General features: G+C 68.1%; 20 protein-coding genes and 2 pseudogenes. 12 read left to right on the forward strand and 10 right to left on the reverse strand.

All coding sequences use genetic code 11. The annotated features are described in order from the left end of the window. Positions 1–1,283: 1,283 nt before the first annotated feature. Genes WJ438_RS10955 through WJ438_RS10965 form a run of 3 tightly spaced genes read left to right on the forward strand, consistent with a single transcriptional unit; the run spans position 1,284 to position 2,265 of the window. Positions 1,284–1,556, forward strand: coding sequence for a glutamate-cysteine ligase family protein (locus WJ438_RS10955; protein ID WP_406729651.1), 273 nt, complete (start codon positions 1,284–1,286; stop codon positions 1,554–1,556). Further along, entirely contained in the window at positions 1,553–2,020 is a 468-nt protein-coding gene (locus WJ438_RS10960; RefSeq protein ID WP_406725059.1) for a GAF domain-containing protein, read from the forward strand. Before WJ438_RS10955 ends, WJ438_RS10960 begins: the two co-directional genes overlap by 4 nt. Beyond that, positions 2,005–2,265 (forward strand): ANTAR domain-containing protein, encoded by a 261-nt coding sequence (locus tag WJ438_RS10965; RefSeq protein ID WP_406725060.1) that lies wholly within the window; start codon positions 2,005–2,007, stop codon positions 2,263–2,265. The genes WJ438_RS10960 and WJ438_RS10965 overlap by 16 nt, the downstream gene beginning before the upstream one ends. 43 nt (positions 2,266–2,308) lie before the next feature. Here WJ438_RS10965 and WJ438_RS10970 read toward each other — a convergent pair whose 3' ends face one another. Both WJ438_RS10970 and WJ438_RS10975 read right to left on the reverse strand, forming a co-directional pair. After that, entirely contained in the window at positions 2,309–2,716 is a 408-nt protein-coding gene (locus tag WJ438_RS10970) for a DEAD/DEAH box helicase (RefSeq protein ID WP_406725061.1), read from the reverse strand. Then, positions 2,701–2,856 (reverse strand): DEAD/DEAH box helicase, encoded by a 156-nt coding sequence (locus WJ438_RS10975; protein WP_406725062.1) that lies wholly within the window; start codon positions 2,854–2,856, stop codon positions 2,701–2,703. Before WJ438_RS10975 ends, WJ438_RS10970 begins: the two co-directional genes overlap by 16 nt. 122 nt (positions 2,857–2,978) lie before the next feature. Between WJ438_RS10975 and WJ438_RS10980 the strand changes: the two are divergent. Then, a pseudogene (locus WJ438_RS10980) lies at positions 2,979–3,125 on the forward strand (hemerythrin domain-containing protein); the annotation flags it as partial. A gap of 38 nt (positions 3,126–3,163) precedes the next feature. Here the strand turns inward: WJ438_RS10980 and WJ438_RS10985 are convergent. The 3 genes from WJ438_RS10985 to WJ438_RS10995 form a co-directional block, all read right to left on the reverse strand. Further along, positions 3,164–3,412 (reverse strand): hypothetical protein, encoded by a 249-nt coding sequence (locus tag WJ438_RS10985; protein WP_406725063.1) that lies wholly within the window; start codon positions 3,410–3,412, stop codon positions 3,164–3,166. A gap of 77 nt (positions 3,413–3,489) precedes the next feature. Next, positions 3,490–4,119 (reverse strand): Rho termination factor N-terminal domain-containing protein, encoded by a 630-nt coding sequence (locus WJ438_RS10990; protein ID WP_406725064.1) that lies wholly within the window; start codon positions 4,117–4,119, stop codon positions 3,490–3,492. A 368-nt stretch (positions 4,120–4,487) separates the two neighbouring features. Further along, complete coding sequence (locus WJ438_RS10995) at positions 4,488–4,961, reverse strand: hypothetical protein (protein WP_406725065.1); 474 nt, start codon at positions 4,959–4,961, stop codon at positions 4,488–4,490. Between the two features lie 184 nt (positions 4,962–5,145). On the opposite strand from WJ438_RS10995, the gene WJ438_RS11000 reads away from it, so the two are divergent. Next, positions 5,146–5,745 carry a hemerythrin domain-containing protein gene (locus WJ438_RS11000; RefSeq protein WP_406725066.1) on the forward strand — a complete coding sequence of 200 codons (600 nt, stop codon included), beginning with the start codon at positions 5,146–5,148 and terminating at the stop codon, positions 5,743–5,745. A 177-nt stretch (positions 5,746–5,922) separates the two neighbouring features. Here WJ438_RS11000 and WJ438_RS11005 read toward each other — a convergent pair whose 3' ends face one another. The 3 genes from WJ438_RS11005 to WJ438_RS11015 form a co-directional block, all read right to left on the reverse strand. Beyond that, positions 5,923–7,017, reverse strand: coding sequence for a glutamate--cysteine ligase (locus tag WJ438_RS11005; RefSeq protein WP_406725067.1), 1,095 nt, complete (start codon positions 7,015–7,017; stop codon positions 5,923–5,925). Between the two features lie 93 nt (positions 7,018–7,110). After that, the gene (locus WJ438_RS11010; RefSeq protein ID WP_406725068.1) at positions 7,111–7,479 is read right to left on the reverse strand and encodes a hypothetical protein; all 369 of its coding nucleotides are present in this window, start codon (positions 7,477–7,479) and stop codon (positions 7,111–7,113) included. Next, positions 7,410–7,841 (reverse strand): hypothetical protein, encoded by a 432-nt coding sequence (locus WJ438_RS11015; RefSeq protein ID WP_406725069.1) that lies wholly within the window; start codon positions 7,839–7,841, stop codon positions 7,410–7,412. Before WJ438_RS11015 ends, WJ438_RS11010 begins: the two co-directional genes overlap by 70 nt. A gap of 246 nt (positions 7,842–8,087) precedes the next feature. Between WJ438_RS11015 and WJ438_RS11020 the strand changes: the two genes are divergently transcribed. The 7 genes from WJ438_RS11020 (at position 8,088) to WJ438_RS11050 (ending at position 16,057) form a co-directional block, all read left to right on the forward strand. Further along, positions 8,088–8,822 carry an IclR family transcriptional regulator gene (locus tag WJ438_RS11020; RefSeq protein WP_406725070.1) on the forward strand — a complete coding sequence of 245 codons (735 nt, stop codon included), beginning with the start codon at positions 8,088–8,090 and terminating at the stop codon, positions 8,820–8,822. Between the two features lie 234 nt (positions 8,823–9,056). Next, positions 9,057–11,141 carry a hydantoinase/oxoprolinase family protein gene (locus WJ438_RS11025; RefSeq protein WP_406725071.1) on the forward strand — a complete coding sequence of 695 codons (2,085 nt, stop codon included), beginning with the start codon at positions 9,057–9,059 and terminating at the stop codon, positions 11,139–11,141. Between the two features lie 23 nt (positions 11,142–11,164). Beyond that, positions 11,165–12,916 carry a hydantoinase B/oxoprolinase family protein gene (locus WJ438_RS11030; protein WP_406725072.1) on the forward strand — a complete coding sequence of 584 codons (1,752 nt, stop codon included), beginning with the start codon at positions 11,165–11,167 and terminating at the stop codon, positions 12,914–12,916. Between the two features lie 46 nt (positions 12,917–12,962). Beyond that, complete coding sequence (locus WJ438_RS11035) at positions 12,963–13,829, forward strand: hypothetical protein (protein WP_406725073.1); 867 nt, start codon at positions 12,963–12,965, stop codon at positions 13,827–13,829. Positions 13,830–13,841: 12 nt separating this feature from the next. Continuing rightward, positions 13,842–14,168 carry an extradiol ring-cleavage dioxygenase gene (locus tag WJ438_RS11040; protein ID WP_406725074.1) on the forward strand — a complete coding sequence of 109 codons (327 nt, stop codon included), beginning with the start codon at positions 13,842–13,844 and terminating at the stop codon, positions 14,166–14,168. A 95-nt stretch (positions 14,169–14,263) separates the two neighbouring features. Continuing rightward, a complete protein-coding gene (locus WJ438_RS11045) occupies positions 14,264–15,151 on the forward strand; it encodes an acetamidase/formamidase family protein (protein WP_406725075.1) in 888 nt (295 codons plus the stop codon). A gap of 45 nt (positions 15,152–15,196) precedes the next feature. Beyond that, positions 15,197–16,057 (forward strand): alpha/beta fold hydrolase, encoded by an 861-nt coding sequence (locus tag WJ438_RS11050; protein ID WP_406725076.1) that lies wholly within the window; start codon positions 15,197–15,199, stop codon positions 16,055–16,057. A 371-nt stretch (positions 16,058–16,428) separates the two neighbouring features. Here WJ438_RS11050 and WJ438_RS11055 read toward each other — a convergent pair whose 3' ends face one another. Beyond that, positions 16,429–17,778, reverse strand: coding sequence for a class I SAM-dependent RNA methyltransferase (locus tag WJ438_RS11055; protein WP_406729652.1), 1,350 nt, complete (start codon positions 17,776–17,778; stop codon positions 16,429–16,431). 66 nt (positions 17,779–17,844) lie between these two features. Further along, positions 17,845–19,884: pseudogene (locus tag WJ438_RS11060) on the reverse strand (APC family permease); the annotation flags it as partial. Positions 19,885–20,225 lie beyond the last annotated feature (341 nt).

The raw sequence follows: 20,225 nt of genomic DNA on the forward strand, positions 1-20,225 counted from the left end.
CACGTCACCAGCCGAGGGAAGCTGGCTTAGTCACAGGTCAGCGGCGGTTTGCGGTCCTGCTGGAGGGTCTTCGGACGTCCGGAGCGTCAAACGAGCGTCATGCCCCGGCACGCTTCTCAGCGTCGGCCGGCCGTTGACCGCCGAGCGGATCACAGGCAACGACCAAAGACCTCAGGCCGCCCTGCCGACAGAAGACAGGGTCTCCGCTGGAGCGCCAAGGTGACCACCCAGCCTGTTGACCGGTCGTCGCTCTCCGCGGTGACCTGCCCAGGCACGGTCGTAGCGGGAGAGGACAACGGGCTGTGCCCGCCGGACTGGGTCCGCCACCTGGCACGCCGGGCCCGGCCGGGACGCACCGTGCTGCCGTCGGGCGCGCACGCGTTTCCCCATCCGCACCCCGCCGTCACCGCGAAGCTGTCTCCCCAGGCACAGGGAAGGTTGCCCTGACGCGGCCCGGGAGGTACGAGGCGATCGACGCCTCCCGCGGATTCGAATGCCGTTTCAGGAAGGCAACCGATGACATCCTGCTTGATCGCACGCGCCACGGGTAGTCGGCAGGCCCTGTCCCCGATCCGCGCCGAGAAGGAACCCGGGCCCGTGAGCGACTACGAAGCGTCGGCAGCCATGCCCGCCATGGCGGAGCAGGTGCTGGAGAGGCTGGCCGGTCAGGTGAACACACGCAGGGAAACAACGGAATGACGCCGGCACCTCGAGCGGCGGAGCCGTGGCGCAGCTCACACTGCACGCGGAAGAACACCTCGTAGTTCACGGTCAACCGTGCGCGGGTGCGGAGGGGACGGTGTCCCCGGGCCTCACCCATTGCCGGTGGGGACGATCGTACGGCTGAAGCCCCACGGAGCCACTCCCCGAGAGGTGACCGCCCTTCGCCCCGCCCTTTACTGCTCCGTTCGGCCCTCCCGCCGGCCGGGGCTTTCTCCTCCTTGCGGGACTTGACCGAGGGCAGGCGCGACATCGGCCGCCGCTTGATCGTGGCCGCCTTGACCACGGGAGCGTGAACCGCCCGCAGGTCCCGCTCTGCGGTCCGGGCACGCGCGTCCGTGCCTGTGTGCGGGCGCCGGAGAGCACAGACGGCGTCCGCTCATCAGGATCCTGCGGCACATGAGGCGATTCGCGGGCTTGCACAGGGCGACGCAGGGCACCCGGCATGCGCGGATCGGCCTCCGCTGCGAGCACGGGGGCCGCGAGTCGGCGGCGGCTGACCGCTTGAGACGGCAAGGGGAGACACCGTGACGGTGCGCATCGGGGCATGGGAAGAGTTTCGCGTGCTGGACGTGGCGAGTGTGCCCCTGGTGCCACGGGCCCGCGCCGTTCTCGACCGGTGGGACAGACCTGACTTCACAACCGAGCTCCAGCCATCGGTCGTGGAGACCAACAGCCAGGTACCTGACACCCTTGACGCCCTGTACGCGGACCTGGCCAGGACCAGGCGCCGACTCGACGAAGCGGCCTCCTCACTCGGTCTCTCCGTGGTGGCGTCCGGCACCGCAGCTCCGCCACCCGTCTCAGCCGCGCGGGGGCAGCGGAGGGTCGGATGACGGCCGAGGTGATGAAGGCGGTGCGGCTGGTCGCGGAAGCCGCAGCGGGCGCACCTGACGAGGAGGTTCCCCGGCGGGTGTGCGCGGCGGTGTGTGAAGGGCTCGGAGTGGACGGCGCCACCCTGTCGTTGCTCACCGACACCCCGTCCCGCCAATTGCTCGCCGCGTCGAACGATGCCGCGCTGCTGCTTGAAGAGATCCAGTTCACGGTGCTGGAGGGGCCCTGTATCAGTGCCGCACGAACCGGCGAGCCGGTAGCCGTGGCCGATCTGCGACACGAACTGACGCTCTGGCCGCTGTTCGGGGCCATGGTGCGCGAGAAGCTGCCGCATGTGGGCTCGGTGTACGCGCTCCCCCTTTCTTCGGCGACTACGTCCTCGGGTCGGTCGACCTGCTGGCGATGCGATCCCACGCTCTCAGTGCGGACGCCCTGGAGCAGGCGTCCACCGTGGCCGACGCGGTGACGGCCGCTCTCCTGCCGATCCGCGAGACGCTGCTCACGGGGAAGAAGGCCCCGGCGTGGGAGCCGGAGCAGGTGGTCCGCGCCCACTGGTTCGACACCGCACGTGCCATCGGAGCCCTGGTGGCCCGACGGGGGATCAGCCCTGAGGAGGCGCTTGCCCTCATGCGCGCCGAGGCCTTCCGCACCGGCAGGTCGCTGGCGGACATCACCACGGACATCCTGCGCGACCCGCCCCGTACGTGGTAGGCGCGCACCGCCAGGTGGATGGTGGGCCGATCGGTTTCGGCTGTCACGACAGGGCGCCGCACATGTGCAGGCGCTCGATGATGTCGGCCCGGACCGGGGCCGCGGCCGTCGCCGTCAGCGCGAGCACCGGCGGACGGCCCAGCCGTTCGGCGGCCTCACTCAGGCTCAGGTGATCGGGGCGGAAATCGGACCCCCGCGCGGAGACGCAGTGGGCCTCGTCGACGACGAACAGCGAGGGGCCCAGCTCACGCGACCGCTTCAGAACACTGTCCTTGGCGAGCAGCTCCGGTGACAGGAGCAGGTACTCGGTCGGCATCGCCCTCCCGGACCGCCCGCCCCTGTCTGCGGCCGACTCAGACTGCGCGGAGTTCACGGCCACGGCGTCCGGTGCCGCACTCTCCCGCAGTCCCGTGACCTGGTCGCGCTGCGAGGCGATCAGCGGCGACACCACGATGGCAGGCCGCCGAGCACGACGGTCGGTACCTGGTAGATCGCCGACTTGCCGGAACCGGTGGGCATGACGACCAGCACGGCGCGGCCGTCGAGCAGTGCCCCCATCGCCTCCGTCTGCTCGGGGCCAGGTCGCTCCACCCCAAGCGCTCCCGGGCGATGCGGCACAGCTCGGCGATCCGGTCGTGCCCCTCTCATGGCCTCCCGGCCGGCTCCCGGTTCGGCGGTTCATGGCATGCCCGGCCGGTCCGCCGTGCGTCTCTGCGGTCCGGGCCGCCGAGGCCGTGGCGCCCACCCGCCCGCATCCGGGAGTCGAGACCGCGGCGGAGAATATCGCCGTCGGGCCCACGGCAGCCCTGATCGACCGGACCCGCGACGCCGTCCGCAAGGCGACGGGCAAGGGCAGCTGATCAGCTCCGGCCGATCCGCTTGCCGCCGTCCGGTCTGCTCAGGCCCCGAGCCGTGTCAGGGCGGCGTCCAGACGAGCGGCGATCTCCTCCAGATCGTGCCGGGACGCGACGTCGGTGCCGAGCTGGGCGACGAGATCCTTTCGGGAGATGATCTCCATAGCCCCTCGGTACCGATCGGTGCCCAGCGCCGACGCCGGTACGACCACGCCGGCGCCGGATACGACGATCAAGGTCGGCTCATCGGCGTCGGGCTCCAGCAGGGCCTTGACCTGCTCAGGCGTGATCATGCCAGTGCTTCCTTCCTTACCGATCTTGTTCAGGGCAGCCGACAGGGGCGGGGGCGGTGGGCCGGACTGTTGCCGTGTCAGGAGCCGCGCTTTCCGCTGATCGCGTCGATGAGTTCTTCCTTGCGCATGTCGTGAACACCGCTGAGACCCTTCTCGCGGGCCATGTCGCGCAATTCGTTCACTTTCATCTCGCGGAGTCGCTCCTTGGAGACATCCGGTGTGCCGGACACCCGGGACGCTCCGGCAGGGGTCGTCGCGCTGGGCGGTGACGTGGGGTAGCCCTCTCCTGCCTCGCTCGAGCTCATCTGCTCGACCAGCCGGCCAAGCAGCTGTTCCGTCTCGCGGCACGCCTTTGCGGACAGGTCGAAATACAGCGTGCCCTTGAACTCCTCGCCGGCATCTGCGCTCGCGCGCAGGACAATGCGGGTCGCCTCGATGACGGCCATGGTCGTCGGTGCGTCGTAGCCCGTCTGCCGGGCCAGGATCCGGGCGGCGACCGTGCACAAGTCGGCGCAGTCGTTGTCGAGCCGCACGCACTTGATGGACATCACGATCTTTTCCGGGTCCTGCTCGGCGGCGGCCGCGTCGGCGCAGGTGAGACAGACGCCGGCGCACTCGTACAGCTTGTCGACCACCTCGCCCAGCAGCCTGGGCGGCGTTCCGGTCTCGGCGGGGTAGGCGTCGAGCAGCTTCTCGACCAACGACATGACGTCCTCCGCACCTCGGGGATGACAGCCGAAATATCCAGTGAAGTCCGATTCATTCCTACGCTCCCATCGAGGCCGGGGCCTCGCCAGCGGAGGCAAACCGCGTGACCGCCGTTGCCCGTGGCGAGGCCTTCCGACGCGACCACCCCGGGTCGACCACTCGGGCGGACCGGCGACGGGCGGAGACCGACATTCGTCAGGGCGCTCGATCCCTTCGTCCTGGTGTCAGCCGGAGCTCTCCTCGGACTCCGTTCGTTCCTTCAGGGCCTCGTCGGCGGGCTCGCCGGATGTGTCGGCTCGGGGTGTCCTTCCTCCTGCCCGAGCGATGGGGGAAAGCACCACCGTCCAGCAAGCGACGCGCTGCCGTCCTAGCTGTGCCGGTCCCCCGCTTCGGTCGCCCGCTGAGCCTGCCGTCGGGCGCCGTGCCGCTCCGACAGCGCCAGCAGCAGCAAGGACAGGCCCGCCAGCACCACCAGCACAATGCCCACGGCCACGTCGATCACCTGGGCGCCGTCGAACACTGCGGTTTCCTTCAGACTGAGCACACAAGAGGAGGCGATCATCCAGGCACCCGCGGCCAGCACTACCAGATCGGGCCACTTCCCGGGGTACCGGGCGAACCGGGCCATCGCGATGAACAGCACGACGATCCCGACACCCAGCTCGTTTCGGTGCGCGTCCTTGGCCGTGTCGGGAGAGCCCGCGATCCATGGAGCCACGGACAGCACCACCGCGCTGATGATCAGTAGCAGCCCGATGACCTGTTGCCGTTGCGCCCGCAGCAAGGACTGCTTGGGGTCCCGCTCGGACCGGGCCGCGTCCGGCTTGTGAACGGTCGCCATGTCGACCACCTTCGCCTGGCGGGTATTCCCCGGCCGGGTGCCCGTGCCCGCACCAAGCCACCCACTCGGCAGCAAAGGACGACTCGGCTTCAGAAACAAAGAGGTAAGCGTTTGCCGCACTCACACCGGGTGACCCGGACCGCAACCACATTCCCTGTCAGTTGCCAGCAGAGAGGGCAGCGTGATGAGCGCAGAGTTTCCCGGGATGGGTGAAGAATCTCAGCGGGGGCAGCCGGCGCGGATGCCCAAGGACGACGTGGTGGCAATCCTTCTCCAGCAACACTCCCGCATCAGGGCGCTCTTCAGCGAGGTCAAAGCAGCCGAAGGCGACCGCAAGAAGGACATCTTCAATGAGCTGAGGGGCCTGCTGGCCGTGCACGAGACGGCCGAAGAGATGGTCGTGCGCCCGGCCGCCAAGAACACCGCCGGCAAGGAAGAGGCCGACGCGCGCAACACCGAGGAAAAGGAGGCCAATAAGGTCCTGGCCCAGCTGGAGAAGATGGATCTCTCCAGTTCCGAGTTCGATGCGCGGTTCGCGCGGTTCGAACAGGATGTGCTGGCGCACGCCGCGCACGAAGAGACAGAAGAGTTCCCGGCGCTCGAATCCGGCTGCACGTCCGAGCAGCGGCAGACCATGGGCAGGCGCTTGCTGACGGCCGAGAAGGTGGCGCCGACCCACCCGCATCCCACTGCGGCCGGATCACCGGTGATGCAGTGGACGCTGGGCCCCTTCGCTTCACTCCTGGACCGGGCGCGGGACGCTTTCAGTACGGCGGGCAGGTGATCCTTCCGATCAACGAGCCCAGCCCCTGCCAGTCCCACTCCTCATCGATCCGCCCGGCGAGCTGGGCGGCATGCCCGTAAGCAGTCGGCAGCTCGCGAGTCCGGCAGAGAACCGGGGCGCGGAACCGACCGCCTCGTGCGCAGACCGACATAGGCGGGCCTTCCTGGAGGGGCGGCGTCAGGGCATGGTGCTCCGGGCGATGATCAGGTCGATGACTGCGTGTACGCCGCCTTCGGCGAGACCGGCGCGTTGCCGGTCCGCGCCGGTCCCGCTCTGCAGAAGCCGGTGGACCAAGGCCGTCACCTGCCGACTGTCGCCGGATGCGTCGAGCGCGGGAGCGACGTGCCGCAGGAGCTGGTAGAGCACGTCGCCGGCGCGGCGTGGTCGGCCGCTGGGGTCGAGCACGGTATCGCTCAGGCCGTGGCGGGCGGCGTGCCACATGCTCGCCTGCAGCAGTTCCGGGGCGCAGTCGGGCGTGGGAGCGCCGGCGGTCGCCTCCGCCAGGGCGGTATCCACCAGGGCCCGGGCGATCCCCGTGAGCATCACCGCGTCATCCGCGCACAGTTGGACGTCCGGGCACCGCACCTCGACGGTGGGGTAGCGAGCCGAAAGGCGGGCCTGCCAGTACAACTGACCGGTGTCCGAGATCAGACCGCTCTCCAGCAGTTGGTGCACACGCCGGTCGTAGTCGGCTGCGTCATGGAAGTACGGGGGCATGCCGCTGACCGGCCAGCGACTGGAGATCACGGTGCGCCAGCTGGCGAAGCCGGTGTCGTGACCGTCCCACAGTGGAGAGTTCGCGGACATGGCCGTGAGTGTCGGCAGCCAGGCCCGAATCCGGTTCAGAACCTGCACGCCCGCCTCCCTGCTGGGCACGGCGACATGGACGTGCATGCCGTTGACCAGCTGCTCCGCCACCAGTTGGGGCGCCTGAGTGAGCATGGCCCGGTAACGGGCCTGGTCGGTGACGGCCACGGGATGACCGTGGCGTAGCGGGGGTGTCGCGCAGGCGGCGATGCGGCAGCCGTACTGCTCGGCGGCCGCCCCGACGGCGTGCCGCAGCCTCAGCAGGTGTCCTCCGACCTCCTCCAGAATGCCGCACACCGGGGTGGCCACCTCGACCTGCGCCTGCAGCAGCTCGCACTGCACCTCCTGGTCGCCCACGAGACGTCCTAGTCCTGCGGCGGCGCGTACCTTGTCGGCCAGGGGTACGGGCAGACCCGTGACCGGGTCGAGCAGCAGGTACTCCTCTTCCACACCGATCGTCGTCATCGATCGCCTTCTGTTCCGCCCGGCTGCCGGACTGGATCCCGATGCGCCTCGCCGTGCATCTCACGCAGCGGCGGCCATCCCGGAGGGGGTCATTCACGGGTGACCCGAGTGCCACAGCCACTTCATGACAAACCATGACACAGCCATGGAGCAGACCACTCGCACCGGAAAAACCGCTGGTGCAGCGTGCCGCGCCACGACGGGGTACTCGCGCACCGACACTTCCGGCAGCCGCTGGAGCGGATGCCGGCGTCGTCGCCGGTCGGCAGAGAGGAGCGATCCGTGCCCAAGACCATCGAAGAGCAGACGGTTGAGCAACTGGGCGGTCCGAGCAGCGTCCTGGCGCGGCAACGCCGCGATCATGCCGAGTTGGACAGGCTGATGGATCGGCATCAGGCCCTGGAAGACGGTGGGGACCGTGAACGGGTCTTGCAGGAGACCGTCCAGCTGGTCTTCAGCCACGCCTTCGCGGAGGAAACGGTGCTGTGGCCGGCCGTGCGGCGCTCGGTCGAGGACGGGCAGGAGCTGCCCCCCGGGTCGAGGAGGAACATCAGCAGATCAACGATCTTGTCGCCGACATCGAACGCCTGAGTCCCGGCGATCCGGAGCGTGAGGAGAAGGCGCGGCGGGCCTTCGCTCTGATACGGCAGGACATCCGGGATGAGGAGGATCACCTCCTGCCCCGGCTGCACCTCGGGCGCCTTGTACACCGTCCGGACAATCTCGCCGGCGGGGATGCTGCCTGCGCAGGACAGTTCCACGAACGCTTCGATGCCCCACCCCAGCTTGGCGTGATCGACCTGCACCGTAAAGCCGGTGATCACTCCGGTCTCGCGGAGCGAGTCCCTCCTCCTCTTGACCGCAGCAATGGACAGCACCTCATCGGACGATCGCCGTGGTCGCCCTGGGGGAAGCCGACGGCGCTCGAAGCCGGTGTCGGGGTCTCCTCGCGATGCTCGCCCTCTGGTTGATCACCGCGCTGCGAGAACGCGGGCACCGCAGGTCCCGACCGCAACGATGGGGTAATCCAGGCCCGGTATGATATCGATCATGCGGGTAAGGGCTGCGGCATGATCGACGGTCTCGAACGGGCCGTGCGGATACTGGATCTCTTCTCCTCCGACGCTCCCGAGTGGACGGTCAGCGACGTGTGCCGCGCACTCGACCTCCCCAAGACGACGGTCTGGGATTACATGCAGAGCATGGCCGCTCTCGGCCTCCTGCGTCGCACGGGGCGCGGCCGCTACCGGCTCGGATGGCGCTCCTTCCAGGTGGGACTCCGCGCGCGGATGACCTCAGAGATCTCCGGTCCGGCTTGGTCAGAGATGTGCGACCTGGTCGACACCCACCACGAGACGGTTCAGCTGGCGTCCCGCTATCACAGCGAGGTCGTCTACCTGGAGAAGATCGCACCGCGTACCGGAGTCCGAGTCAATGCGACCCGGGTGGGCGAACGACTCCCGGCGCACTGCACGGCGGTCGGCAAGGTGCTGTTGGCCTACCTCTCCCCCAGTGAGCTCCGAACCATCTATGGCGAGCTGAGGTCCCTCACGGCTCGTTCCATCACCACGCTCTCGACGCTGGAGACAGAGCTGTCCTCGGTTCGTGAGCGCGGGTACGCCCTGGACATCGAGGAAGCTGTCGAGGGCATGTGCTGTGTCGCCGCACCGATCAGCAATCGGCACGGCGACGTGTCGTGGGCACTGAGCATGAGCTTCCTCGAGTACCGATTGCCCACCCATGGAGATGCGTACGCCCATGCTGTGCTCGAGGCAGCTCGGCGGCTCTCCGAGCACGCACCGTGACTTGACCCATCGGATCGCCCGACTCCCGAGGTGGCGCTTCGGCGTCTGTTCGGCTGAGCCGAACGGCGCGTTGTCGACGAATGTGGGGCGGGTTACGGTCACGGAAACACCGCCTCCTTCTGGTAAATCTCAGATTCGTTTCGCACTGGCTGCGCTATTCACGTGAGCTGCAATTGCACTGATGCGCTCCACGTCCTCCAGCGCGCCCCAGTTCAATGCAATGGAGTCTTCTTGATGGCAAACGCAAGCAACAAGGCGAGTCGACGGATCGGAATTGACATCGGAGGTACTTTTACCGATCTCTTCGTGGTTGAAGGGGACGGTGAGTCTCGTATCTACAAGTCCCCGACCACCCCGCACGATCCATCCGTCGGCTTGCTGAACGGATTGACCAAAGCAGCCGACAGCTTCGGTGAGTCGTTGGAAGACTTTCTCGGCGGGGTGTCCACGATCGTGCACGGCACGACGATTGCGACCAACGCCGTCTTGACCCGTCAGGGGGCGAGGACCGGCTTCGTCACGACGCACGGCTTCCGTGACCTGCTGAACATGCGCCGCGGCATCCGGGAGCGTCAGAACGACTCCAAGTACGCACCACCGGCTCCGCTTGTCCCCCGCGAACTCATTGCCACGGTCCGCGAACGTATCGATGTATCCGGCAATGAGCTCGTGGCGCTGCACGAGGACGACGTGCGTGCGGCAGCGCGTCAGTTCCGCGAGCAGGGCGTCGAGGCGGTCGCGGTCTCCTACCTGTGGTCCTTCCTGGATCCCGCTCACGAACAACGCACCGCAGAAATTCTGCGCGAGGAACTCCCCGGCGTTTTCATCACGATATCCAGCGATGTCGTGCCCCAGATCCGCGCCTACGAGCGACACAGCACCACGGTATTGAACGCCTTCGTCGGACCCAAGCTGCGGAACTACCTGGCGAACATCAAGCAGCAGCTGGCAGACCGCGGCTTCGGCGGAACCTTGCTCATCGTGCAGTCCAACGGCGGTGTGATGTCGCCCGAGATCGCCAGTGATTCGGCAGTCAATGCGCTCATGTCCGGCCCGGCGGCCGGGCCGGGGGCGGCCCTGCAGTACGCCCGTCGACACGGCTCCGAGGACGTCATCACCGTCGACATGGGAGGCACCAGTTTCGACGTTGCGCTGGTGCGCGACGGCGAATCGTTGCTCACCAGCGACAGCGAGATCGGCGGATATCGAGTCGCCCTGCCCATGCTGGACATTCACACCGTGGGTGCGGGTGGCGGTTCGCTGGTGTGGGTGGACTCCGGCGGCATCCTCCGGGTCGGTCCGCAAAGCGCCACCGCCAACCCGGGTCCTGCCTGCTACGGCCGCGGTGGCGAGAACCCCACGACCACCGATGCCGACCTCCTCATGGGCTACCTGAACCCGGACATGTTCGGGGACGGTGCCTTCACCCTGGACGTCGAAGCGGCCCGCACGGCCGTCGAGGAGAAGGTCGCGAAGCCGCTGGGGCTCTCGGTCACCGAAGCGGTCGAAGGCATCTACCACGTGGTGAACGCGACCATGGCCGAGGCCGTCAGCGCCGTCTCGGTCAAGCGCGGTGTCGACCCCCGTGAATTCACCATGGTGGTCGCCGGCAGCGCCGGCCCGATCCACGCCGTGCCGATCGCGCAGGAGCTCGGTATCAACCGCATCATCGTCCCCCGCGAGTCATCGGTGTTCTGCGCCGTCGGCACCCTGCTGACCGACCTCAAGCATCTGTACGCACGCACCTTCGTCTCGGACATGGACTCCCTGGATCTGGACCGGGTCAGCGAGCTGTACCGGGAGATGCGGGACGAAGCCGTCGAGACGCTCCGCTCGGAGAACGTGGAGGACGACGCGATCGACCTGGCCTTCAGCGCTGACGTGCGTTATATCGGCCAGTTCACCGAGATCGAGGTCCCCCTGACCTTCAACGGCGACCTCACCCCGGAATCGCTCAAGCAGCTGGTCATCGACTTCGAGAAGAAGCACGAGGCCCTCAACGGTTACGCCATGCCCGGGGAGGCCACCGAGCTCATCAACGTGCGCCTCACCTCGTTGGGTCGCACCACCAAGCCCGCCCTCGCCGACCACGCCTCCGCAGGCGAGGACCCCTCGGCTGCGCGCAAGGGCGCCCGTGAGGCGATCTTCTCCGGCTCACCCATCCAGACCGACGTCTACGACGGCCTTGCCCTGCGCCGTGACAACCGCATCCTCGGCCCCGCGATCATCGAGCAGCCCACCACCACCGTCGTCCTCATCGAGGGCTACGCCATGACGGTGGACTCGCAGGGCAACTACGTCATCGAGCCGGCGAACTGACCGGCCTGAAGGGAATCAAGCAGATGACACCGACGCAACCCACGTCCAACCCCATTCTCGTGGCCGTGATCGGCAGCGCCCTGGACGGCATCACCAGCGAGATGGGTCAAACCATGCTGCGCACGTCGCGCTCGCCGATCTTCGTGGAAGCCCGCGACTTCGCGACCTCCATCTTCAGCGCAGACTGCCGGCTGCTCGCCCAGACCCACTACATTCCCGTGATCGGTGGGGCGACGCCGTTCGCCTTGCGCGCCATCGCGGAGTTCTTCGGTGATGACGTGAACGACGGCGACATCTTCATTCACAATGATCCGTTCGACGGCGGCTCGCATCTGCCCGACATCACCATTGCCCGGCCGGTTTTCTGGAACGGTGAGCTCGTCTTCTGGGCCACGACCAAGGGGCACAATGCCGACGTCGGTGGCGGCGGCGTCGTCGGGTTCAACCCCGGAGCCCGGGATGTGTTGGAGGAGGGCATCCGGATTCCCCCGGCCCGCGTCGTCGAGAAGGGCGAGCTGCGGCGTGACACCTGGGAGCTCATCCTCTCCAACGTGCGGATGCGCGCCCTGGTGGAGAGCGTGCTGAACTGCCAGATCGGCGCCACTGCGATCGGCGAACGTCGACTTCAGGCGCTCCTGGAGAAGTACGGACCGCAGACCATCAGCGACGCCACCGATGAGCTGATGCAGGCGAGCGCACGCCAGGTCCGCGCCGCAGTAGCTGAAATCCCCGACGGCGAGTACAGCGCCGAAGCGCTGCTCGACAATGACGGCATCGACAAGGACCGGTCCTACCGGATCGCCCTGACAATCAAGGTCGACGGCGAGAACCTCACCTTCGACTTCAGTGAGAGCGACGAGCAGGCCAAGGGCTTCATCAACAGCACGATCGCCAACACTGTCTCCTCGGCCCATCTGGCCCTGTTCGGCTGCATCGACCCGGACATTCGCTACAACGCTGGTGCGATCGAGCCGATCGACGTGGTTGCCCCGGCCGGCTCCATCACCAATGCCGATGACCCGGCGCCCGTCGCCGCGTGTACCGTCCCGACCTGTGAGGCCATCGCCTCAGCGGTCTGGGTGGCTCTCTCCCAGGCCATTCCCAGCCGCGCCCACGCCGGCTGGGCTCGCTGGTGCACGCCTGCCACGATGGGGATGAACCCCCGCACCGGGCGTCACTTCGGCGACCTCCACTTCCTGGGCAAGGGCGGCAGTGGTGCCACCGAGGGCTTCGACGGCTGGGACCACCTCTCCCCCTCGAACACCCTGGGCGGACTGCGCGCTCCGGACCCCGAACTGCATGAGCTGGACACGCCGTACCTGCTGGAGGAGCTCGAGTACCTCCCCGACAGCGCGGGGGGCGGCCAGTGGCGTGGCGGTCTCGGCGTTCGTTACCGGTGGCGGATATTGGCCGACGACATCGCCTGCGCCACCTACGGCAGCGGCTTCATGCCCGAGACCGCGCCCGTGGGCCTGCTCGGTGGCGAGCCCGGCATCGTCCAGAGTCTGACCCTGACCCGCGCCGGCGCCGACCCCATCGAGGTCGAGTCCAACTCGTTCTACACCCTCAACAAGGGCGATGTCTTCGAGGTCATTGCGAGCGGTGGCGGCGGGTTCGGCGATCCGCATCTCCGTCCCGCCGAGCTGGTGTTGCGCGACGTCCGCGAAGGCGTGGTCTCGATCGACGCCGCCCGCACCGTCTACGGCGTCGACATCGACCCGGACACCCTGGAAGTCCGTCAGGACGAGACCCAGAACCTGCGCGCCGCGGGCTGACCACCGCTCCCCCATCCTCCTTTCGATCAACAAAGGAAGCCTCACCATGGCCAACGTCAGCCTCGCCGTGGCCGCGAGCCACGCTCCAGGCCTGGTCGGCATGTTCGATCAGGCACCCCGAGAGTCACAACAGGTAGTCAGTTCCGCCTACGGTTCGTTGGCACGACAGATCCGCGAGGCCGATCTCGATGTGATCATCATGGTCGCCAACGACCACATGGCAAACAATCGCATCCGGGAATACCCGGATTTCATCGTCGGTATGGCACCCGAGCACCGCGGCCCGGCCGAATTCTTCAAGGACTGGCTGGCGTGCGGCGAATACGCGATTCCGGGTCGCCCAGATATCGCCGAAAAGATCCTCAACGGTCTGAACCAGCGGGGCGTGCGTGTCTCCGCGACCCGCGAGAATCTCAACTTCGACGACAACATTTCGGTTCCGGTGGTCAAGACCGAGATCGAAGCCAGCGGCGTTCCGATCATCCCCATCCTCCAAAACGTCACGGTTCCCCCCTTCCCCGATCAACACCGCTGCTATGAGATCGGTCAGCAGCTGGCCGATCTCATCAAGAACGACCTGCCGTCCGACCTGCGCGTCGGCCTCTTCGCCACCGGCGGCATGAGTCACGAGCCCGGAGGTGTTCGGGACTTCTGGATCGATGAGGACTTCGACAACTGGTTCCTCGGCCTGCTCGGGAACGGCGACCACGACAAGGTCTTGGCCGAGGTCACCCTGCAGCGGCTGGAGGAGGCCGGCAGCGGCGGTACCGGAGAGCTGCTGAGCTGGATCCTCGTCATGGGAGCGATCGGCGAGCGGCGCTGCGACGTCCTCGGGTACACCGCCTGGGACAAGTGGCGCTGTGGCATCGGTGCCGTCAGCTGGGACATGACGTCGGCGCCTGCCGGACGCTGAAAGGAGATCACCATGAGTCTGGAAAGCATCAACCGAGCCCTCGTCTCTCACGACCTGGTGCAGGACCTCAAGTGGAACGCCGACCTGCGCCAGGAGTTCGAAGAGGACGAGTCGGCCGTGCTCGACCGCTATGAGTTGACCCCGGCCGAACGCACCGCCATTGAGGAACGGGACTTCCGCACCCTCTATGACCTCGGGTTCCACCCTTACCTCGGGGCACAGTTCGCCCGGATCCTCTTCGCCAACAACAAGTCCGGCGCCACCAGCGCTGTCCAGCATCTGCTGGCCTCGATCCGTCAGGAACCGGCTCCGGGCCACGGCGAAGCGAGCGAAGCGTGACGCAGGAGTCCGTCTGCCGGGCCCCGGCTGACTCGCCGGGGCCCGGGCGCCGCGTCCACGAGCTCCCTGCCGGACCGGACACCGTTCGAGTCGGGGTGATCGATCCGGCCGCGCCGCCGGTGCTCACGGTCGACCCCGGCGACGAGGTCGCCCTGTCGACCTGGGGGCATTGGGGCAACAAGGTGACACCGGACACCGTCATGGAGGACTTCCCGGCCCTCCGGGCGGCCTTCCCGGACGCTCTCGGGCCCCACTCCCTCACCGGCCCCATCCATGTGCGCGGAGCGCGTCCCGGTGACACCTTGGTGGTGGACGTGCTGGCGCTCACGCCCGCAGCACATGGGTTCAACCTGGTGGTGGCCCAGCCCCGTGGCCGGGGCGTCCTCCGCGACCGGTTCCCCGCAGGAACGATCCGCCACTTCGACCTGGACCGCAGCTCCATGACCACCACCCTCGGTGGCAATGTGCGCGTTCCCCTCAAACCGTTCCTGGGCATCATGGGAGTGGCGCCGGCCGAGGACGGTCCGCGGAGCACGGTGGAACCCGGCTGCTTCGGCGGCAACATGGACCTCTCCGAACTCGTCGTCGGCGCCAGTCTCAGACTGCCCGTCTTCCGGGACGGCGCCGGCTTCTACTGCGGTGACGGCCACGCGGTCCAAGGGGACGGCGAAGTGAACCAGACCGCCATCGAAACCGGCATGGACCATGTCCGGTTGCGGTTCACGGTGGAACAGGGAGTGCGGCTGCGTACCCCCCGGGCCGAAACCGAGACTCATTTCGTCTCCACCGGTTTCGGGAAGACCCTTGAGGAAGCCGCCCATGACGCGGTGGACGATCTGGTGAACTGGCTGGTCGAGGAAGGTCTCGACCCAGAAGAGGCCTACAGCCTCTGCTCCATCGCTGCGGATGTCCGCGTGACCCAGATGGTGAACAACGTCGTGGGCGTTCATGCCGTCATCGAGAAGCTCACCCGCCGGTCGTGACCGGCACCTCGGCCGTTGCAGGACAACACAGTGAAAGGAATGCCGATGACCACCATCGAGATCCCCGAGTATCGAACCGCCGCCTTCTTCGGCCTCGAAGACAAGTGGTTGCCCACCGGTGACGGCGAGCTCACCCACTACCACGAGCTCGGCGAAGGGTCCCCGATCCTCTTCCTGCACGGCTCCGGGACCGGTGTCACCGCCGCCGCCAACTGGTGGCTGAATCTGCCTCGCCTCGCGGAGCAGGGGCGCTGCATCGCCATCGATTCCATCGGCTACGGCCAGACCGTCGTGACACCGGGCACCGAATACGGGATCCGGGAGTGGGGCCGGCATGCGCTGCGCGTCCTCGACGCATTGGGCATCGACAAGACCTGGATCATCGGCAACTCGATCGGCGGTTGGGTCGCCCTGCAGCTCGCCATCGACGCCCCCGAGCGTCTCCTGGGCATCGTCTCGATGGGCACCGGAGGCGCGAAGAAGACCGCAGCGTTGGCGGGCCATGCCAAGCCCGAACTGTCGCCGGCCGGCATCCGCCGCACCCTGGAGCAGTTCGTCGTGGACACGGACTTGGTCACCGATGAACTGGTCAACCTGCGCTATCAGGCAGCCCTGAACGACAGCGCGTCGAGCCGGCTGAAAGAGGTCGTGGCAGCCCGCGACCGCGACCGGGACGTGCTGCCGCTTGACCTCGATGCACTCTCGAAACTGGAAATACCCCTGCTGTTGATCCACGGGATGCAGGACGTGGTCATCCCGGTCTCGCGGACGTGGGAACTTCTGAACACCATCCCGAACGCCGACGCACACCTCTTCAGCCAGTGCGGGCACTGGTCCCAGGTCGAACGCGCCGAGGAGTTCAACGAGGTGGTCAGTCAATACCTCCGCAGGCACGCAGGCCGCTGATCGCAGGGTGGGCTCGACATCGCGCTTCCCTGCCCCGCGTGTCAGGGTGATTCGTCATCAGCGTCGGGGCGCGAACGGCTCTGCTGCTTACGGACCCGGGTGGCCCACCACTGCCCTGCCGACACGATGGCGGCGGACACGGCCAAGGCCCGGCGCCAAGGTCGCCAACAGCCAGAGCCGTGCGGCTGACCCCGAGCCAAGCGTCATCCGAGCGTCAAGAATCTTCGAACGAGTCTTTGACAGCGTCGCCGGTGCGCTCACCTCCCCGCCGAAGTCGCAGGTCAGGAATCGTTGACGAGTAATCTGCCCGCTCGACCCGCTGCACGAAGGGAAACAGGTCGAGCGAGCATTACGCGCCACAGAACCGCAGGTCAAGCGCCCTTCCGCACTGGCTCCAGAATCGCCACGCACTCCACGTGATGCGTCATCGGAAACAGGTCGAACGCCCGCAGCGTCCGCACCCGGTACCCCCCGTCCCGGAAGTACGCCAGGTCGCGGGCCAGGGCCGCCGGGTCGCAGGCGACGTAGGCGATCTTCCGTGCGCCCAGGGACGACAGGTGCTCCACCGTCTTGCGGCCGGCGCCCGCGCGGGGCGGGTCGAGGACGATCAGGTCGACCTCGGTGATGCCCGTGCGGGGCAAAACGGAGTCGACCTTGCCCTGTTCGATGCGGGCGCGGGGGAAGTCGGCGAGGTTGTGCCGGGCGTCCTCGACCGCGCGCTTGCCGGACTCGATGCCGAGGACCGCGCCCTGCTCGCCGACCCGGTCGGCCAGGGCGCCCGCGAAGAGACCGGCGCCGCAGTAGAGGTCGAGGGCCATGTCGCCCTTGCGGGGCAGCAGGCCCTGCATGACCGCGGTGACCAGGGTGTCCGCCGACTTCGGGTGGACCTGCCAGAAGCCGCCGTTCGCGACCCGGTGGGTCCGGCCGTCCGCCCGTTCGCGGACGAAGGGGCGGCCGTGGACGCGGTGGACCTGGCCGGAGCGTTCGTCGATGCGCAGGACCGAGACCGGCCGGTCCAGTTCGACCAGGGGCAGGCGCGCGCCCGGCTTCGGGGTCAGGACGACCTGGCGGTCCTGCGAGCCCGTCGCGGCGATGGCCTCGACGGAGTCCATGCCCGTCCAGTCCCGCTTCTCGATGCCCAGCTCGCTGACGCCCTCCGCGGCGATCATGCAGTGGTCGATCGGCTCGACCTCGTGCGAGCGGTGCCGGCGCAGTCCCGCGCGGCCGTCGGCGGTCACCGCGTACTGCACGCGCGTGCGCCACGCCGGGACCTGGCCGGCGGGGAGCTTGTCGCCCTCGGCGGGGACCACCGTGCCGTCCCAGCCGGCCTCCTCGGGCGTGAGCCCGGCGAGCCGCTGTAGCTGTTCGGCGACGACCTCGCCCTTGAGCCGACGCTGCGCTCCCGGCTTGGCGTGCTGCCAGTCGCAGCCGCCGCAGCGGCCGGGCCCGGCGTACGGGCAGGGGGCGTCGATCCGGTCCTTGGAGGCGTCGAGCACCGTCACCGCGTCCGCGCGCAGGAAGCGGGCCCCCTCCTCGCCCTCGGTCACCCGCGCGACGACCCGCTCGCCGGGCAGCGCGTGCCGGACGAACAGCACCTGTCCCTCGGACGTACGGGCGATGCAGTGGCCGCCATGGGCGACGGGGCCGACCTCGACCTCGTACTCCTCCCCCACCAACGATTTCCTCGGTTCTGCCTGCATGGCGGGATGACTCCACAACATCGGGGGCGAAGGTGCGGGCGGTGGCCCGCGACAACAGCCGTCCAGTCTACGTGTGTCCGGAGGAGTCCTTGGACCGCTGCCCGGAACCCCGCTCCGCCGGCCCCGCCGCGCCGACCCCGGCGCCGCCCAGTCCGCCCGCTTGCGGGCACGCCGCTTGGCCGCTTCCGACGACTGCAGCTGGTACGGCACCGAGGTCACCATCACGCCGGGCGTGAACAGCAGCCGTCCCTTGAGACGCAGCGCGCTCTGGTTGTGCAGCAGCTGCTCGTACCAGTGACCGACCACGTACTCGGGGATGATCACGGACACCACGTCCCGCGGCGCCTCCTTGCGCAGGCTCTTGACGTACTCGATGACCGGCCGCGTGACCTCGCGGTACGGGGAGTCCAGCACCTTCAGCGGCACGTCGATGCCGCGCCGCTCCCATTCCTCGTGCAGCGCCCTGGTCTCCGCCGCGTCGACGTTGACGCTGAGCGCCTCCAGGCTGTCCGAGCGCATCAGCTTGGCGTAGGCGAGGGCGCGCAGCGCCGGGCGGTGGATCTTGGAGACCAGGACGACCGAGTGGACGCGGGAGGGGCGCACCATGTCGTCGCCGGGCACCTCGGGGGCGGCGATCTCGTCGGAGACGCGGTCGTAGTGCCTGCGGATGGCCGTCATCAGCAGGTAGAAGAAGCACATGCCGAGCAGCGCGACCCAGGCGCCGTGGGTGAACTTGGTGACGAGGACGACGACCAGCACCAGGCCGGTGAAGAAGGCGCCGAAGGCGTTGATGGCCCGGGAGCGGATCATGCGACGGCGTTGGGTCTGCTGCTTCTCGGTGGCCAGCAGGCGGTTCCAGTGCCGGACCATGCCGGTCTGGCTGAGGGTGAAGGACACGAACACGCCGACGATGTAGAGCTGGATCAGGCGCGTGGTGCTGGCGTCATAGGCCCACACCAGCACGCCGGCGGCACCGGCGAGCAGCACGATGCCGTTGGAGAAGGCGAGCCGGTCGCCGCGGGTGTGCAGCTGACGCGGGAGGTAGCGGTCCTGGGCGAGGATCGAGCCGAGCAGCGGGAAGCCGTTGTACGCGGTGTTCGCGGCGAGGAAAAGCACCAGTGCGGTGGCCGCGGCGAGCACCATGAACAGGAAACTGCCGTGCCCGAAGACGGCCTCGGCGACCTGCGAGATCACGGGGTGCTGCACATAGTCCGCGCCCAGGGGTACGCCGTTGTGGACCAGGTCCGTGGCCGGGTTCTCGGCCATGCGGACGTCGGTCGCCCGGGCCAGCGCGATGATGCCGCAGAACATGGTGACGGCGAGCAGGCCCATCATCGCGAGCGTGGTCGCCGCGTTCTTGGACTTGGGCCTGCGGAAGCCGGGTACGCCGTTGGAGATCGCCTCGACGCCGGTGAGCGCGGCGCAGCCGGAGGAGAAGGCGCGCAGCAGGAGGAAGACCAGCGCGAAGCCCGCCAGGCCGGGGTGTTCGGGGTTGATCTCGTAGTCCGCGGTCGGTGCCCGCATGTCGTCGCCGAGCACCACGTCGCGGAACGCGCCCCACGCGATCATGGTGAAGACACCCGCGACGAACACGTACGTCGGGATCGCGAAGAGCGTGCCCGACTCCCGTACCCCGCGCAGGTTCATCAACGTCAGCAGCACGATCACACCGACCGCGCAGGCCACCTTGTGCTCGACGACGAACGGGATCGCCGAGCCCAGGTTCTCGATGCCGGAGGAGATCGACACGGCCACGGTGAGGATGTAGTCCACGAGCAGGGCGCTGGCGACCGTCAAGCCCGCCCGGGGGCCGAGGTTGGTGTTCGCCACCTCGTAGTCGCCGCCGCCGCTCGGGTACGCGTGGACGTTCTGGCGGTAGGAGGCGACCACGGTGAACATCAGCACGACGACCGCGAGCGCGATCCAGGGGCTGAAGTGGTACGCCGACAGACCCGCGAGGGAGAGGACGAGCAGGACCTCACCGGGCGCGTACGCCACGGAGGACAGCGGGTCGGAGGCGAAGACGGGGAGTGCGACGCGCTTGGGCAGAAGCGTTTCGCCCAAGCGGTCGCTGCGCAACGCGCGCCCGATGAGAATGCGTTTGGGCACGTCGGTCAGTTTGGACACAACTGAGAATCGTAGGCGTTCGAACACAGGGCCACCCACCCGCCGCCCACATCCATACGGCTTCCGTACGGGTTCCGAACGGCTTCCGTACGGAACCCGTGTCGCGGGACGGGGCGCGGGCGGACGCCTCTGCTCTCCGGGTGAAAACACGGGGTGGTGGCGCTGCGGGTTCCGCGGGAGGCGCCGGTTCCATGCCTATATGACTGGGCCCCGTCCGTTGCCTCTCCGTGGAGGTTCCATGCACGCGTCCGCCGAACTGATCGGTGCCATGGCTGCGCTTCTCGGCCTCGGGATTCTGACCCTGGCGAGCGTGCGCAGCATCACCCGCCGCTGATCGCCCC

It is taken from the genome of Streptomyces sp. GD-15H (assembly GCF_045291515.1).
GTDB lineage: Bacteria > Actinomycetota > Actinomycetes > Streptomycetales > Streptomycetaceae > Streptomyces.